The sequence below is a fragment of the Microbacterium sp. MTN4-26 genome, assembly GCF_042846595.1.
GTDB lineage: Bacteria > Actinomycetota > Actinomycetes > Actinomycetales > Microbacteriaceae > Microbacterium > Microbacterium luteum.
Map to the genome: position 1 here is coordinate 32,807 of NZ_BTGO01000018.1, position 14,759 is coordinate 47,565.

Below are 14,759 nucleotides of genomic sequence, written 5' to 3' on the forward strand. Positions count from 1 at the left end.
GGAATGGATTGTGGTCATGCGATGCCCCTCGTGCCGCTGCCGGACGGAACCGGAACGCGCACACCATGGCGTGACGAAGCGGCCACACGAGTGACGCTCAATGCTAACAGAGCATCACGACGTGATTCCACCTCACGCCGCGCCCTGTCAAGCCCTCTCCGGAGCAGCCGTCGCGATGCGAGAGTCGGGGCCATGAGCGAACGAGCATCTCTCCACGCCGGCGACAGGGTGAGCTGGGACACCTCTCAGGGAAGGACGCGGGGAACGGTCGACGACGTTCGCACCGACGACTTCACCTTCGCGGGACAGCACTTCACGGCTTCGAAGGACGAACCCGCCTACATCGTCTCATCGGAGAAGACCGGGTCTCAGGCGGCGCACAAGCGCGACGCGCTCCGCAAAATCCCGGATTGAGCACCTCGGGGCCGGTCCACACTCTCAGCGGAGTCTCATATGAACAGCATCCCCCACTTGAGGGCCGCCCGCATCCGCGCCCACGGAGGACCGGAGGACCGGAGGTCCTGACCGTCGACCGCATCCCGGTTCCCACACCTGCTCCCGGTCAGGTCCGCATCCGGGTCGCCGCGGCTTCCCTGAACAACACCGACCTCTGGACACGTGAGGGGGCGTACGGGACGCCGGACGACCCTGACGCCGCCACGGGCTGGATCGGGCCGATCGACTTCCCCGCGTACAGGGTGGGGATGCGGCTCGACGAATGACGTGATCGTGGTCACCGGCGCTTCTGGAGGCGTCGGTGTCGCGCTGGTGCAGCTGGCCGTCGCCCGAGGGGCCGATGTGATCGCCGTGTGCAGCGCGAGCAAGGCCGACGGCGTGCGCGAGGCAGGCGCCCCTCACGTCGTCGATCGCGCGGGCGATGTGTGGTCGGACGTGCGACGGATCGCCCCCGACGGCGTCACCGCGGTGCTCGACGTCGTCGCCGGGCCCCATGTCCGCGCCGGCATCCCGTTGCTTCGTCCCGGCGGTCGGTGGGTCGTCGTGCACAGGAGGCGCTCTCGTCGCGGCGACACGTCGGAAAGCTCGTGCTGCTCCCGCCCGCCTCACCGCAGAGCTAGCCTTTCGGCATGACCACCACGGCCGCGGTCCCGTACTTCTGCTTCCCCGGCAACGCCCGGCAGGCCCTCGAGCGCTACGCCCGCATCTTCGGGGGTGACCTCGACCTGCACACGTACGCCGCGTTCGGCCGAACCGACGGGCCGGATGACGACATCGCCCACGGCATGCTGACAGGCCCGGTCACGGTCTTCGCGTGCGACGCCGGCGCTGACGAGGACGGCTTCCACAGCGTGGGCCTGTTCCTGTCGCTTCTCGACGCGGCCCCTGTCGACGACCTCCGTCGCTGGTTCGTCGAGCTGTCCGCCGGCGGCCGTGTCATCGCCCCCCTTCAGAAGCGTGCGTGGGGCGACTGGGACGGTCAGGTGCGCGACGCGTTCGGAGTGACCTGGCTGATCGGCTACACAGGTGCCCCGGATGACTGAGCACCGCGATTCGCGCGCGACGGTCACTCTCGTGGTGAACCTGCCCATCACCAAGCCCGACGCCCTCGACGTGATCGCGTTCGCCTGCGACGGCGAGGTCACGGGCGTCGGCACCGCGCACCCCCGGGTGCGCCTCGCGGCGAACGAGTGGGCGGAGGTCGAGATGCCGAAGTTCGCCGACCCACCTCCTCTCGCGATCGACGTGCACTCGACCGTCGGCCAGGGGGCGGCCCGCGCCGCCGCATCCACGCTCGCCGCCGCGCTGACGCGCCTGGGATGGACGGTGCACCTGGCCGGCGAATGACCCACGCACTACCGTGTGGGTGACGTTCGCAGAGGAGGCCACGATGATCGACATCGTGTGTGAGGTCGCCCTCGCCGCGTTCGCCGTCGCACCGCAGCCTTGTCCGTTCCTCCGAGAACGCCGCTCGGACCGACGGGGCAGGTCGGCGCACTCCCCTCCGTCGCCTCCGTCGGCGCTCTCGCCGTCACGGCGGCGCTCGTCATCGGTGTTCTTCTCATCGCCCTGCGCGTTCCTCCGGTCGACGAGAACGGGGCGTGCCGCCGGCGGACGGCGTCCGCGGCCATCTCCCCCTCGGCACCCCTCGCGCAGAGCGACCCCGACGCTCCGGGGCATCCGCGGTCGCGGGCACCGGGCCACGTGGCGCCGGCCACGTAGACCGAGCCGCGCCCCGCCGGGTGCGGGCATCCCTTCGTGGTCGTCTTCCCTCTCGACGCCACCACAGATTCGGATGCCCATGGACCTCTTCACCGTTCCCCCCTTCTCGACCGCCCTCTCGACGGTCTATCACGCCCTCACCGCGCTCGCCGACCTGCTCGCACCCGTCGCGGGAACCGGGGCCCCGGCCCTCGCCGTCGTCGCCGCGACCCTCTTCGTGCGTGCCGCACTGATCCCCGCCGGAATCGCCGGAGCTCGCGCGGAGCAGTCGCGCGCCCGACTCGCACCGGACATTGCCCAACTCCGAGAACGATGGAAGGGGCAGCCGGAGCGCTTGCAGCGAGAGATCGTCGAGCTGTACCGGCGCCACGGCGTCTCGCCGATCGCAGGATGCCTGCCGGCAGTGACGCAAGCGCCAGTTTTCGGAATCCTCTACGCCGTGTTCGTGCATGCTGACATCGCCGGCGAAGCGAACCTTCTCCTCAGCGGAAGGCTCTTCGGCGCTTCGCTGGGGACGACGGTGGTCGGCGCGCTCGGCGACCCGGCGACCCTGCTCGTCTTCGCGGTGCTGGCGATCCTCGTCGCCGTGATCGCCGAGTTCTCGCGTCGCACCGCAGCCATCTCCGTTCCTCCGGGGATGCCGCCCGGACCGACGAGGCTGGCCGGCGCACTGCACTTCGCCCCGCTCGTGGCCGTCGCCGTTCTGCCACTCGCCGCCGGTGTCTACCTGTGCGTGTCTCTGGCGTGGACGCTCGCGCAGCGCGCCGTCCTCCGACGGTGCTATCCGATCGCGTGAGAGCCGGGTGTCCCCTGCACACCGCATCAAAGATCACCAGCTCCCGGAGGTAACGTTCGGGTCACATTCAGGTCCGGTCTGGCAGACTCTGGGACTTGTGTCTGCTTCTGCCGACGCGGAACGCCGTCACGACGGCGCGGATACCCGATACGGAACCTGGTTTTGATGCACACGAACACGACGTCCTCCCCTGCCCCCAGTCGACGCGTCCGACGCGAGATCGCACGCCGCAATCGTCGACGCCCCGCCATCGCGGCCGCGAGCCTCGCCATCGGCGTACTCGCCGTCGGCGCCGTGACCGGCACCACCGCGGTGTCGCAGGCCTCCGCGTCCTCCACCCCCGCTCTGGCCGCCTACGCGCTCGCGTCGCACACCACCGCCACGCCGGCGCCGACCGGCTCGGCGACGAGCTTCGACCTCGACGACATCAGCGACGAGGCCGAAGAGGCTCTCATCGCCGCCGCAGATGCCCTCGCATCGGCGGACGACGTCGAAAGCGACGTCGCCGACTCGGGCCTCGACCTCGGTGACGCCTCGACCGACGTCGACACAGATGCGCTCGAGGAGGCCATCGAGGATCTCGACGGCGCTCACCTGCTGCCCTCCCCCGCCGTCGCAGACATGACCGAGGACGTCACGACCCTGGTCGCAGCCGTCTCCGAAGACGTCGCCGGCATGCGCGGCAGCCTCGAAGCCGCCGAGCAGAAGAAGGCGGAGGAAGAGGCCGCCGAGAAGGCGCGCAAGGAGGCCGAAGCAGCGGCGGCCGCTGAGGCGGCAGCCGCCGAAGCAGCCGCGCAAGAGGAGGCCGCCGCCGCCGAGCAGGCCGCGTCCACCGGATCCGTCTCAAGTGTTCCGGACCCGGGCTACGCCGCGGGCGGCACCAGCGCCGGCGAAGCGCAGTCCATCGCGCGCGGGATGCTCGGCGGCTACGGCTGGGGCGACGACCAGTTCAGCTGCCTGGTCGCCCTGTGGAACAAGGAGTCTGGCTGGAATTACCAGGCGTACAACGCCTCGAGCGGTGCCTACGGCATCCCGCAGGCTCTGCCGGGCAGCAAGATGGCCTCGGCGGGTGCCGACTGGCAGACCAATGCCGCGACCCAGATCTCGTGGGGCCTGGGCTACATCTCCGGCCGCTACGGTTCGCCCTGCGGTGCGTGGGACCACTCGCAGTCTGTCGGCTGGTACTGATCCGGCGACCCCGCTCAGCGCCGCGAAGAGCCTCGTTCACCTCGTGTGAACGAGGCTCTTCGCTCATCGGTCCGGGATCTCCAGCGGCAGCTCCCGCGCGCGGTCCCACGGTTCGGCCCATCCGAGCCGGTCGAACAGGCGATCCAGCAGGATCGCGGTGAACCCCCACACGAGGTGTCGACCAGCGGCATGAGGGACGGTGAAGGCGGGTCCGCGCCACGTCTGACCGTCGCGTCGCACGACGACCGTGCCACGACGATCCGGGTCGAGAAGGTCGGCGACGGGAGCGCGGAACACATCCGACGACTCGCGCTCATCCACCACTCCCACCGGGGTCGGCTGTCGCCACCACCCGAGCACCGGACTCACGACATGACGCGAATACGCGAGGGGCACCTCGTCGAGCACACCGAGCACGTCGACGCCCTCGGGGTCCAGCCCTGTTTCCTCGCGTGCCTCGCGCAAGGCCGTCGCGACCGGTCCGTCGTCCGCCGGGTCGACCCGCCCGCCGGGAAAGGCGATCTGGCCGGCATGCGAGCTGAGGGTCGCCGCGCGTGCCAGCAGGAGCACGTCGAGATCTGCCGAGACCGCCGCGTCCCGGGCATCCCGATCGCTCGGCAGATCATCGAGGACGCCGAAGAGCATCAGCACTGCTGCCGGCCGGGACTCCGCTGCTCGCGGCAGCGCGTGGAGGGCCGAAAGGTCCACACCGCCTCCGCGCCCGGAGGCGACATCTGCCAGCTCCGCACGAGCGCCGCGATCGGGAAGGAGCACACGCATCTGTTCAGGCTACGCCGCCCCGCATGTCGCTACGCCTGCAGGAACATCTCGGGATCGAACTCGTCGATCGGGATCACCCGTACCCGCGGCAGCGGGGCGTCGAAGGCGTCCGCGTCGTACTCGAGGTCGAACAGCTCCAAGCCGGGGATCGAGGCGTACTCGCTGCTTCGGAACTCGTGGAACGCGAGCACGCCGAGGCGACGACTGCCGGCCAATCCCGCCAGGTCATCGACGAAGTCTCGGTCATGGCTGACCAGCACGACATCGCCGTCGTGTGCCGCGAGCGCCCGCAGGGTGCGCTGGATGGCGATGTCGACCACCTTCTCGTCGGACGCCCCGGAGAGTGAGACCGGCTGGTAGCCCAGCGCGAGCAGCGCCTGAACGAAAGACATGGGCAGGTGCGACGAAGCATTGAGGAAGAACAGGCCCTTCGCCGGTTGTCCCCAGCGCTCCGACACGAACCCCAGCAGACGATCCCACCGGGGGCGCTCCTCCGGCTGGGGTCGACGGCCCAGGATCGATGACCCGAGGGTCGCATCGATGTTCTCGCCGTCGACGAGCACCCAGGTGTTGCGTTCGCTCACGTCGCCTCTCTCCGCGGCGTGCGCCGCCCGTTGATGATGGCTCGACGCTATCAGCGACGACCTCGGCTCAATCCTGCGAACCGTCGTCGTGCGTCTGTTCGGCGCGCGCGGCCTCCTCCTCCACCTCGTCGGAGACGGCGGGCGTCGGCGGCGCGTCGTCGTGCACCGCATCTTCGGAATGGGTCTCGTGTGGGCGCTTGTCAGTCATGTGTCCTCCTTGCGACCTCTCCACTGTCGGACCGGTTCGCCCTCGAGGGAGCCCCCTGGACAAGCACCGGGCGGGCGTGGCACAGTGCGCTCTCGGGTCAGCGTCGCCGAAGGACCGTGTCCATCGCCTTTCCTCGGGCCAACTCGTCCACGAGCTTGTCCAGGTATCGGATCTTCTGCATGAGCGGATCCTCGATCTCCTCGACGCGCACCCCGCACACCACTCCCGTGATGCGGTCGACGCGCGGGTTCAGCGTCGCATCGGCGAAGAACTGCTCGACGGTGCGTCGCTCGTCGATCTGGCGCGCGAGCGCGGGCTCGTCGTGTCCGGTGAGCCAGGCGATCACCTCGTCGACCTCCGCACGCGTGCGTCCCTTGCGCTCGGCCTTGGCGACGTAGAGCGGATACAGGTCCGCGAACGGCATGGTGAAGATCCGGTGCATGCTCAACCTCCCAGGTACGTCTCCGCGACGCGGCGCAGATCCCACAGGTCGCTGACACCGGCGAGTTCGCGTGCCGAGTGCATCGACAGGATCGGGATACCGACATCGATCGTGCGGATTCCGAGACGTGTCGCGGTGATCGGTCCGATGGTCGACCCGCACGGCACGCCGTTGTGCGAGACGAACTCCTGGACATTCGCGCCCGCGGCCAGGCACCAGCCGTTCCACGCCGCCGCCCCCGCGGCATCCGTCGCGTAGCGCTGGTTCGCATTGATCTTGAGGATGGGCCCGGACCCGAGCACGGGCTGGACGACCGGATCGTGCTTCTCGGCGTAGTTGGGGTGAATCGAGTGGCCGACGTCGCTGGAGACGCACCAGGAGTCCGACAGCGCACGCAGCTGCTGCTCCCGGTCGGCGCCGAGACCGAGCCACAGGCGCTCCAGCACATCGGAGAGGAACGGCCCAGCAGCGCCGGAGCGCGTGCCGGAGCCCACCTCCTCGTGGTCGAACACGGCGAGCATCGGGATATGGTCCGGTTCGGCGTCGACAGCGGCGGCGAGAGCAACGGCACCGGCGTGCACGGATGCGAGGTCGTCCAGCCGGCCCGCGGCGAGGAAGACGTCTTCCCGACCGAACACGGCGCCCCGCGCCGCATCGGCGGTGACGACGTCGTAGCCGCGGATCCGGCCGGGGTCGACACCCGCGGTGGCCGCGAGCTCGCCCAGGAGATCCGCGGAGTCGGCGCTGCCGAGGCCCCAGACCGGCTGGGTCTGAGTCTGCTTGTCCAGGGAGAGACGGTCGTTCACCTCGCGGTCGAGGTGGATCGCGAGTTGAGGCAGACGCAGGAGCGGCCCCGTGGCGGCGAGGACGCTGCGCCCGTCGTCCAGCACGAGTCGGCCGGCCAGACGCAGTTCCCGGTCCAGCCAGGAGTTGAGCATCGGCCCCCCGTAGACCTCCACGCCGGCCTGCAGCCAGCCGAACCGCCCGGTGGTCGGTTTCGGCTTCAGCTTGAAGCCGGGGGAATCGGTGTGCGCCCCGAAGATGCGGACACCGGTGGCGGCGGTGGCGCTCCTCGGGACGACCCAGGCGATGGCCGCGCCGTCGCGCACGACGTAGTGACCTCCTCGCGCATCCGAGGGCCACGCCTGACCCTCCTCGAGACGCGTGAAGCCGGCATCGTCCAGCCGTCGCGCCACCTCTGCGGCAGCGTGGAAACTCGACGGCGAGGCGGCGACGAAGTCGGCGAGGTCGTCAGCGTGGGCGCGGGCGTTCGAGGCGGTGGGCAACGGGAGTTCTCCTGGCGGTGCGGAAGCGGCGGTGTCCTCGAGCGTAGTCATCGATCCGGATCGCGGCGACGCGGCGACACCGCCGGTGCCGGACGAGCCGGATCGGCCTGGTCGCGCGCGAGCATCCAGACCCCCGCCATCGCGGCCATGCCCGTCGTTGCGAAGACCAGGAAGCTCCACCACGGCGCCGAAGCCGCCTCCTGCAGCACGGTGATCCCGAGCACCACGGCCACGAACGGGTCGACCACGGTCAGTCCCGCCACCACGACCTGCGGGCTGTTGACCGTATGCGCGGTCTGCACGCACCAGATGGACAGGGCGCCGGCGACGGCGATCCCCGCTGCGCACGCGATCGTGAGGAGATTCGTCTCGTCGAGCACGATGTCGCCTCGAACGACGGCCGTCTGCACACGCAGGATGACGGTCTTGCCGAGTGTGGCGACGAACCCGGAGTACAGGCCGCCGAGCAGCACGTAGGCGACCGGCGGCATGCGTCGTCGTCTCAGGACGATCGCGGCTCCGACCGTCACGGCGAGCACGAGCAGCAGGACGATGAGCACCGCGATCAGCTGGCGATTCGTGATGGTGGTCTGCACGCTGACCGCAGCGGCGACCGAGACGAAGATCCCGAGTCCGGCCACGCAGACCGCGATCGCAACGATCTCGCGCACGCGCGGCGGGGTCTTGGTGACCCACGCGGTGAGCAGTGACGCGAAGACGAGCGCGACGACTCCGACGGGCTGCACGACCATCAGGGGCGCGAAGGCCAGCGCTGCCAGCTGCACGAGGATGGCGAGGCCGAACAGCGCGCTGCCGCCGAGCCAGACGGGGTCGCGCACGAGTCGCGAGACGTGCGCGGGGCCGAGCCCCTTCCCCTGCGCAGAGGTGCGCGCGACGCCGCGGGATTGCAGGAAGTTGCCGAGTGTCAGCAGCAGAGCCGACAGCACCGCCAGCGCGATGCCGATGATCGGGAACGAGGTGATGGTCACCGGGTGGCTTCTCTCGATCGCACGGCGTCCACGCTAGCGGCAGCAGCCATGGCGAGGCGTCACGGGATGCGGCGTGAGACGAATCCCGCGAGCAGGGCGTGCAGGAGCGCCGGGACCGACGCGATCATGAGCGCCGTCCCGGCCACGGGGTCATCGGGGCGCAGGACCGCACCGGCGATCAGGAGCCCTGCGAACAGGACGGCGGACACGACGCGGCGGGCGAGGACCTCGAGCCCACGCAGTCGCGTGTCCAGCCTCGGTGCGTCCACGCTCAGGCGTCCCTCTTCGAGCCGGCTGAGCACGTCGTCCATGCGGCGCGGCATGCGCGCGACCAGTCCCGCGACCGACACCGCCTCCTTCGCGAACGCCTGCACGACGTTGCCCTGCTCGTCGCGGATGAGTCGCTGCGCGTACGGTTCCACCGCATCCCAGATGTTGAAGGCGGGGTCGAGGGCGCTGCACACGCCCGACGTGAGGGAGACCGCGCGGATCACGAGCAGGAAATTCTCCGGGAGCTGGAACGGCATCCGTCGCACCAGGTCGCGGAACTCCACCGCGAAATCGCGGAACTCCCGCGGGTCGACCTCCTGCAGCTCCGCGAACCCCATTCCGCCGAATCGGGCGAACAGTGCTGTCATCGCACGTTCGAGTTCGACCGTGTCGGCCGACGGCAGCAGCACACCGACGTCTCGGATGCTGTCCACGAGCTGCCGACCGTTGCGTGCCGCCACCGCGACGATGAGGCGCTGCAGCCCCTGCCGGAGCCGGTCCGGGACCTCGCCCATCATGCCGAAGTCGATGAACGTCAGCGTCCACGGCCGATCGCCGTCGGGCGTCGGAGTGACGAAGACGTTGCCGGGATGCGGATCGGCGTGGAAGTAGCCGTGGCTGAACAGCTGCTCGAACATCACCGCCGCGAACTCGTGGGCGACCTCGGTCGGATCGATCCCCGCGTCGCGCAGGGCGTCGCGATCGGTGATCTTGATGGCCGTCACATCGGCGAGGGTGAGCACGCGTCGCGTCGAGCGTTCCCACGCGACCTCGGGTGCGACGACCCGCGCATCATCGGCGAAGTCGTCGCGGAACCGCTCGGCGTTGGCGGCCTCGTGAATGTAGTCGATCTCCTCGAGGCTGGTGACCGCGAATTCCTCCAGGAGCGCCGGCAGGTCGACGTGCTCGCGCACGACCCGCACGCGATCGAGCCAGGCCGCAACACGACGCAGCGCAGCCAGGTCGACGTCGACGATCTGGTCGATTCCGGGACGCTGCACCTTGACGACGACATCGGCGAACCCGGTGAGGGCCGCCTCCGTCGGAGTCAGCCGGGCGCGATGTGCCTGGCCGAGCGAGGCAGCCGCCACCGGCGTGGGATCGACCCACTCGTACACGACCGGCAGGGGCGCCCCGAGTTCGGCCTCGGTGAGCGTCCGGATCGCCTCGAAGTCGACCGGAGGCACCTCATCCTGCAGGCCCTCGAGCTCGGCCGTGATCTCGGGCGGCAGCACGTCCAGGCGCGAGGACATGAACTGCCCCACCTTGATTATGAGGCCGCCGAGCGCCACGGCGAGGGTGTGGAAGTTCCGCGCGAGACGCTGCAGTCGGCGCGCGCGTCCGCGGGCGGCGAGTGAGGCCAGACCGATCCGGGGCAGGAAGAGCTCGAACCACCAGGCCTGCAGCATGTATCGCGCGGCGAAGCGCAGAATGCGTCGGTAGCGCGCGCGGGTATGCCGCACGTCGGTCATCGAGCCTCCTGTACGCGGTGCCTGAAGCCGACGCGGGTCGGCATCCGGTCAGTCCTGGGCGAGGATCGAATAGAGCTTACGTCGTGCCTCGTCGAGAACCTGCTCCGCCTCGGCGACCTGCTCCGCGGTACCGTGCTGTGCCACCTGCGCGGCGGCCTGCGCGAGCTTCACACCAGCCTTGGGGAGCGTCGCGGCGCGCGCCGCATCCTTCATCCCCGGCATCTCCCAGGGCGCCGAGCGCTCTGCACTCGACTCGGCCTCGGCCCGTCCCGCCTCGGTCAGCGAGTAGGTCTTCTTCCCGCCGGACTCCTCCGCGACGACCAGTCCTTCGTCGGTGAGCATCTGCAGCGTCGGATACACCGAACCGGGGCTCGGCTTCCACATCCCCCCGCTGCGCTCGCCGATCTCGGCGATGATCTGATAGCCGTGCATCGGCTTCTCGAGCAGCAGGGCGAGCACCGCAGAGCGCACGTCGCCGCGGGCCATGCGCGTCGGGAACCGCTGTTCGAATGCCTCGCGCAACTGGTCGACGGCATCGAAGATGCCGCCACCGGCAAAGCCGCGCCCGGTTCCGAACTGTCCCGATGAGAATGACGTGTTCACGAGAACTCCCTCCTCGCCGACCGACAGGCTGGCGACAGTGAACGATATATCGCCACTGTACGACGGCACGCGGAGCAACTGGTCTCCTTCTCAGCGAGTTGCCAGCGGCGGCGCCTAGCGCCAGAGCACGACGCGCCGGCCACCCACCTCCAGGACCTCCGCGGGCGTCTCGTACAGGGATTCCAGATTCTCGGCGGTGACGACCTCGGCGACGGGTCCGTGATGCAGCACGCGGCCGTCGCGCATCGCGACGACGTCGTCGGCGAACTGCGCCGCCACATTGATGTCGTGCATGACGACGACGACCGTCATCTCGCGCTCTGCAACCAGTCGGCGGAGCAGCTTCATGAGACTGACGGCGTGACGGGGGTCGAGGTTGTTCAACGGCTCGTCCAGGAGCAGGAAGTCGGTGTTCTGCGCCAGCGCCATCGCGACGAAAGCCCGCTGCCGCTGTCCCCCCGACAGTTCGTCCAGGAATCGCCGGCGCACCGGCTGAAGGTCGAGGAGGTCCAGCGCACGCTCGATATGCGCACGGTCGTCGGGTGTGCGACCCGATCCGCCGTGCGGAAAGCGGCCGTATCCGACCAGGTCCTCGACACTCAGACGGATGGCGAGATGATTGTCCTGGCGCAGGATCGCGAGCCGCCGAGCGAGGTCGCGAGAGCGCGTGGTCACGACGTCCAGACCACCGACGGTGATGGTGCCGCCGTCGGTGCCGACGAGGCGGCCGACGGCGGCAAGGAGCGTCGACTTTCCGGCGCCGTTGGGCCCGATGATCGCGGTGAATCCCCGTCGGATCTCGAGCGTCACGTGGTCGAGCGCGACGACGGCGCCGTGACGCTTCTCGACGGTGTCGGTCTGGATCATGTCAGCGGGCCCTTCCCGAGATGACGAGGATGATGAAGAAGAGTCCGCCTGCGAACTCGATGACGACCGGCAGTTCGGTGGAGAAGCCGAGCACCCGGTCGAGGATGAGCTGTCCGCCGACGAGGGAGATCACCCCGATCGCCGCCGAGCCCGGCACGCTCAGGGTGTGGCGATGCCCCACGAGGCCGTACGCGAGGTTGGCGACCAGAAGACCGAAGAAGGTCACCGGCCCGACGAGGGCGGTGGAAGCCGCGACGAGCACGGCGATGACCAGGATCACGTGCATCGTGACGCGGCGATGCGCAACACCCAGGGAGACCGCGGTGAACTCTCCCAAGGAGAGCACGTCGAGCGACCGGCGAACCGGCCAGAGCGACGCTGCCGCCACGCCGACGAGGACGGCGGTGGGGAGCAGGAGCTCGCGGTCGATCGAGGTGAAGCTGGCGAACAGCAGGTTCTGCACAACGGCGAAGGTGTCCGGGTCGAGGAGACGCTGCAGGAACGAGGTCACGGAGCGGAACATCACTCCGAGGACGAGGCCGGCGAGCACGATGACGTGCAGGTCGTACCTGCGACGCACGAACAGCCACCAGTAGAGCAGGGTGACGGTGCCCGCCATGAGGACCAATTCGACCGTCCAGCTCGCGAGCGCCGGTGCGGCGACGAGCACCGCGGGTCCGATCGCGAACGCCGTGACCACCTGGATGGCCATGAAGACGGCATCGAACCCCATGATCCCGGGGGTAAGGATGCGGTTGGCGGTGATGGTCTGGAACAGAACGGTGGCCGCTCCGACCGCGGCCGCGGCGATGACCATCCCGGCGACGGTGCGCCATCGCAGCCCGAGCGCGTACTCCCACCGACCCGGCAGGTCGGTGAACAGGTAGATCGCGATCGCGACCGCGGCGACGGCGAGGACCACCCCCAGCCGCAGCTCGTGCGAAGACCATGCCTGCGTCACGCGGCGCGAGAGGACGGAACCGGAGCCCGTGCTCATCGGATCCCCTCCTTCCGCAGCGACCGCGCCTGCGGTCGCTGGCGGCGACGCGGAGCGACACCGTCGACAGGACGGGCGGTGCTGAGCAGAAGCCACAGGAAGACCGCGCCGCCGACCACGCCCATGACGATCGAGATCGGTATTTCGAAGGGGAACCGTACGACGCGGCCGACGATGTCGCACAGCAGCACGAGCGCAGCGCCCAGCAAAGCGACCAGGGGCACGGCGCGGCGCATGTTGTCGCCGATGAGGCGACTGACGACGTTGGGCACGATCAGTCCGAGAAACGGGATGGCGCCGGTGACGACCATCATCGTGCCGGTGACGATCGCGATGATGACGACGCCGAGAGCGAAAATCGCGCGGGTGTCGAGCCCGAGTCCGCGCGCGGTGTCCTGGCCGAGTCCGGCGACGGTGAAGCGGTCGGCCGCGACCCAGGCGATGAGCGCCGCGGCGGCAGCGAGGTAGAGCATCTCGTAGCGCCCGCGAAGGATGCCGGAGAAGTCACCCACGCCCCACGCCAGCAGCTCCTGGAGCATGTCGGAGCGGTAGGCGATGAAGGTCGTGATCGCTCCGATCAGTCCGCCGTACAGCAGGCCCACGATCGGCACCAGCACACTGGATCGGGCCGGGATCCGCCGGGCGAGGGCGAGGAATCCGATGACACCGGCCAGCGCGCCGAGCGACGCCGCGACCGCCTTCCCCCAGATCGGCATGCCGGGCGTCGTCATCAGCACGCCGAGGAGGGCGAGGCTTCCCGCGTCGGTCGCGCCGGTGGTGGAGGGCTCGACGAAGCGGTTGCGCACCAGCAACTGCATGATGAGTCCGGTGACGGCGAACGCCGCGCCGGCGAGGATCAGGGCCACCGTCCGCGGCACACGACTGGCGAACAGCACGAAGGCGTCGAGCTCGGCGACGCCGATCAACAGCGATATCGTCGCGAGGACGGCGGTCAGCGCGATCCCCGCGACGATGAGCACGGCCGGAGAGACCCGCGCGAGCGGGCCCCTCCGATCGGAACCGTGCGTGGTCAGAGCATCTGTCACGCGGCGAGTTCGTCGCCGACCGTCGTCAGCACGTTCTCAATCGCGGTGAGTCCGTTGATGACGATGTACAGCTCGCTCGCGGGGAGCTCGATGATCTGGTCGTCGGCGCCGGCCGTCGTCTGCGCCACCAGCTCGTTGTCGAGCGTCTCGCTCGCACTGCTGGAGTCGCCGATCGCGGCGCCACGGTCGAAGACGATGATCCATTCCGGGTTCGCCGAGAGGATGAATTCGTTGGTGACGGTGTCGCCGTGCGGCGAGCCCTCCGCGCCGGGGAGTTCGGCGGCGGCGACCGCCGGTGTGAAGCCGAGTTCGTCGAAGAAGTAGCCGAACCGCGAGCCTTCGCCGAACGCGCCGTACTCACCGCCGGAGACCGACAGCAGAAGAGCGGTTCCGTCGACGGAATCCTCGATCTGCGTCTCGAGCGCCTCGATCTCGGCGACCTGCTCGGCCACGGCGTCTTCGGCGCCGAAGATCTCGCCCAGCTGTTCCGCGCGTTCGAGGCCAGCGGCCGGATCGAACGTCCCCCGGCTGCTGCCGGTGAGGTCGATCGTCGTGGCGATCTCCGACAGCTCATCGTACTGACCGGTGCTGCGCGCGGCGACGACGATCAGGTCGGGCTCGAGTTCTGCGACGGCTTCGAAATCGGGCTCGAACAGTGAACCGACCTTCGGGAGGTCGGCGTAGTCCGAGAGGTAGTCCGGCAGAGCGATGTCGGGGATGCCGACCACGGCGTCACCAGCGCCGATCGCGTCCAAGGTGTCGAGGGTCGCGATGTCGAAGGTGACGACCGCCTCCGGCTGGTACGGGACCTCGACCGATCCACGGGCGGCCTCGGGATCCTCCTGGTAGGACGATTCGCCGTTCTCCTCGACGAGGACGAGTGTCGGCTCGGCGTTCTCGACGGTGACGGTTTCCGTGGAGGTCTCCTGCGTGTCGGAGGCGGGCTCGGACGATGCGCAGGAGACCGCGACCAGAGCGATGCCGGTCAGCGTGGCGAGGGCGAAGGGAAGACGTGCAAGTGACATACGGTAAGGCTAGCCTAACCAAAAGCTG

At 69.4% G+C, this 14,759-nt stretch carries 19 protein-coding genes; 7 read left to right on the forward strand and 12 right to left on the reverse strand.

Annotated features, from left to right (window positions below; translation table 11 throughout):
- The first annotated feature begins 192 nt into the window (after positions 1-192).
- From ACGG9C_RS14160 to ACGG9C_RS14190, 7 genes are all read left to right on the forward strand, one after another.
- Positions 193-414, forward strand: a complete 222-nt coding sequence (locus tag ACGG9C_RS14160; RefSeq protein WP_390178745.1) for a DUF2945 domain-containing protein — start codon at positions 193-195, stop codon at positions 412-414.
- Positions 415-729: 315 nt separating this feature from the next.
- Positions 730-1,089, forward strand: coding sequence for a zinc-binding dehydrogenase (locus tag ACGG9C_RS14165; RefSeq protein ID WP_390178746.1), 360 nt, complete (start codon positions 730-732; stop codon positions 1,087-1,089).
- Positions 1,086-1,499, forward strand: a complete 414-nt coding sequence (locus tag ACGG9C_RS14170; protein WP_390178747.1) for a VOC family protein — start codon at positions 1,086-1,088, stop codon at positions 1,497-1,499. Before ACGG9C_RS14165 ends, ACGG9C_RS14170 begins: the two co-directional genes overlap by 4 nt.
- Positions 1,492-1,803 (forward strand): hypothetical protein, encoded by a 312-nt coding sequence (locus tag ACGG9C_RS14175; RefSeq protein WP_390178748.1) that lies wholly within the window; start codon positions 1,492-1,494, stop codon positions 1,801-1,803. Before ACGG9C_RS14170 ends, ACGG9C_RS14175 begins: the two co-directional genes overlap by 8 nt.
- Positions 1,804-1,902: 99 nt before the next feature.
- Complete coding sequence (locus tag ACGG9C_RS14180; protein WP_390178749.1) at positions 1,903-2,178, forward strand: DUF6412 domain-containing protein; 276 nt, start codon at positions 1,903-1,905, stop codon at positions 2,176-2,178.
- 79 nt (positions 2,179-2,257) lie between these two features.
- Positions 2,258-2,974, forward strand: coding sequence for a YidC/Oxa1 family membrane protein insertase (locus tag ACGG9C_RS14185; protein ID WP_390178750.1), 717 nt, complete (start codon positions 2,258-2,260; stop codon positions 2,972-2,974).
- A 165-nt stretch (positions 2,975-3,139) separates the two neighbouring features.
- Positions 3,140-4,162 carry a lytic transglycosylase domain-containing protein gene (locus ACGG9C_RS14190; protein ID WP_390178751.1) on the forward strand — a complete coding sequence of 341 codons (1,023 nt, stop codon included), beginning with the start codon at positions 3,140-3,142 and terminating at the stop codon, positions 4,160-4,162.
- A gap of 63 nt (positions 4,163-4,225) precedes the next feature.
- Here the strand turns inward: ACGG9C_RS14190 and ACGG9C_RS14195 are convergent, their stop codons facing one another.
- The 12 genes from ACGG9C_RS14195 to ACGG9C_RS14250 all read right to left on the reverse strand — a co-directional run bounded on the left by ACGG9C_RS14195 (position 4,226) and on the right by ACGG9C_RS14250 (position 14,731).
- Positions 4,226-4,942 (reverse strand): NUDIX hydrolase, encoded by a 717-nt coding sequence (locus ACGG9C_RS14195; RefSeq protein WP_390178752.1) that lies wholly within the window; start codon positions 4,940-4,942, stop codon positions 4,226-4,228.
- Positions 4,943-4,971: 29 nt separating this feature from the next.
- Complete coding sequence (locus ACGG9C_RS14200; RefSeq protein ID WP_071043615.1) at positions 4,972-5,526, reverse strand: NYN domain-containing protein; 555 nt, start codon at positions 5,524-5,526, stop codon at positions 4,972-4,974.
- 67 nt (positions 5,527-5,593) lie between these two features.
- A complete protein-coding gene (locus ACGG9C_RS14205) occupies positions 5,594-5,734 on the reverse strand; it encodes a hypothetical protein (RefSeq protein WP_176759371.1) in 141 nt (46 codons plus the stop codon).
- A gap of 97 nt (positions 5,735-5,831) precedes the next feature.
- Entirely contained in the window at positions 5,832-6,176 is a 345-nt protein-coding gene (locus tag ACGG9C_RS14210; protein WP_390178753.1) for a DUF2200 domain-containing protein, read from the reverse strand.
- 2 nt (positions 6,177-6,178) lie between these two features.
- Positions 6,179-7,513 (reverse strand): M18 family aminopeptidase, encoded by a 1,335-nt coding sequence (locus ACGG9C_RS14215; protein WP_083336392.1) that lies wholly within the window; start codon positions 7,511-7,513, stop codon positions 6,179-6,181.
- Positions 7,510-8,451 carry a DMT family transporter gene (locus tag ACGG9C_RS14220; protein ID WP_390178754.1) on the reverse strand — a complete coding sequence of 314 codons (942 nt, stop codon included), beginning with the start codon at positions 8,449-8,451 and terminating at the stop codon, positions 7,510-7,512. The genes ACGG9C_RS14215 and ACGG9C_RS14220 overlap by 4 nt, the downstream gene beginning before the upstream one ends.
- 59 nt (positions 8,452-8,510) lie before the next feature.
- Entirely contained in the window at positions 8,511-10,193 is a 1,683-nt protein-coding gene (locus tag ACGG9C_RS14225; RefSeq protein WP_390178755.1) for an ABC1 kinase family protein, read from the reverse strand.
- Positions 10,194-10,241: 48 nt separating this feature from the next.
- Positions 10,242-10,796, reverse strand: coding sequence for a PadR family transcriptional regulator (locus tag ACGG9C_RS14230; protein ID WP_390178756.1), 555 nt, complete (start codon positions 10,794-10,796; stop codon positions 10,242-10,244).
- Positions 10,797-10,910: 114 nt separating this feature from the next.
- Positions 10,911-11,663 (reverse strand): ABC transporter ATP-binding protein, encoded by a 753-nt coding sequence (locus ACGG9C_RS14235; protein WP_390178757.1) that lies wholly within the window; start codon positions 11,661-11,663, stop codon positions 10,911-10,913.
- A gap of 1 nt (position 11,664) precedes the next feature.
- Positions 11,665-12,660 (reverse strand): iron chelate uptake ABC transporter family permease subunit, encoded by a 996-nt coding sequence (locus tag ACGG9C_RS14240; protein ID WP_390178758.1) that lies wholly within the window; start codon positions 12,658-12,660, stop codon positions 11,665-11,667.
- Entirely contained in the window at positions 12,657-13,706 is a 1,050-nt protein-coding gene (locus ACGG9C_RS14245; RefSeq protein ID WP_390178759.1) for an ABC transporter permease, read from the reverse strand. Before ACGG9C_RS14245 ends, ACGG9C_RS14240 begins: the two co-directional genes overlap by 4 nt.
- On the reverse strand, positions 13,703-14,731 hold the full coding sequence (locus tag ACGG9C_RS14250) for a siderophore ABC transporter substrate-binding protein (RefSeq protein WP_390178760.1): 1,029 nt from the start codon (positions 14,729-14,731) through the stop codon (positions 13,703-13,705). Before ACGG9C_RS14250 ends, ACGG9C_RS14245 begins: the two co-directional genes overlap by 4 nt.
- Positions 14,732-14,759 lie beyond the last annotated feature (28 nt).

Coding starts and splice junctions, on each gene's coding strand:
- ACGG9C_RS14160 (WP_390178745.1), top strand. CDS start 193: ATGAGCGAACGAGCATCTCTCCACGCCGGCGACAGGGTGAGCTGGGAC.
- ACGG9C_RS14170 (WP_390178747.1), top strand. CDS start 1,086: ATGACCACCACGGCCGCGGTCCCGTACTTCTGCTTCCCCGGCAACGCC.
- ACGG9C_RS14175 (WP_390178748.1), top strand. CDS start 1,492: ATGACTGAGCACCGCGATTCGCGCGCGACGGTCACTCTCGTGGTGAAC.
- ACGG9C_RS14185 (WP_390178750.1), top strand. CDS start 2,258: ATGGACCTCTTCACCGTTCCCCCCTTCTCGACCGCCCTCTCGACGGTC.
- ACGG9C_RS14190 (WP_390178751.1), top strand. CDS start 3,140: ATGCACACGAACACGACGTCCTCCCCTGCCCCCAGTCGACGCGTCCGA.
- ACGG9C_RS14195 (WP_390178752.1), bottom strand. CDS start 4,942: ATGCGTGTGCTCCTTCCCGATCGCGGCGCTCGTGCGGAGCTGGCAGAT.
- ACGG9C_RS14205 (WP_176759371.1), bottom strand. CDS start 5,734: ATGACTGACAAGCGCCCACACGAGACCCATTCCGAAGATGCGGTGCAC.
- ACGG9C_RS14210 (WP_390178753.1), bottom strand. CDS start 6,176: ATGCACCGGATCTTCACCATGCCGTTCGCGGACCTGTATCCGCTCTAC.
- ACGG9C_RS14215 (WP_083336392.1), bottom strand. CDS start 7,513: ATGACTACGCTCGAGGACACCGCCGCTTCCGCACCGCCAGGAGAACTC.
- ACGG9C_RS14225 (WP_390178755.1), bottom strand. CDS start 10,193: ATGACCGACGTGCGGCATACCCGCGCGCGCTACCGACGCATTCTGCGC.
- ACGG9C_RS14235 (WP_390178757.1), bottom strand. CDS start 11,663: ATGATCCAGACCGACACCGTCGAGAAGCGTCACGGCGCCGTCGTCGCG.
- ACGG9C_RS14240 (WP_390178758.1), bottom strand. CDS start 12,660: ATGAGCACGGGCTCCGGTTCCGTCCTCTCGCGCCGCGTGACGCAGGCA.
- ACGG9C_RS14250 (WP_390178760.1), bottom strand. CDS start 14,731: ATGTCACTTGCACGTCTTCCCTTCGCCCTCGCCACGCTGACCGGCATC.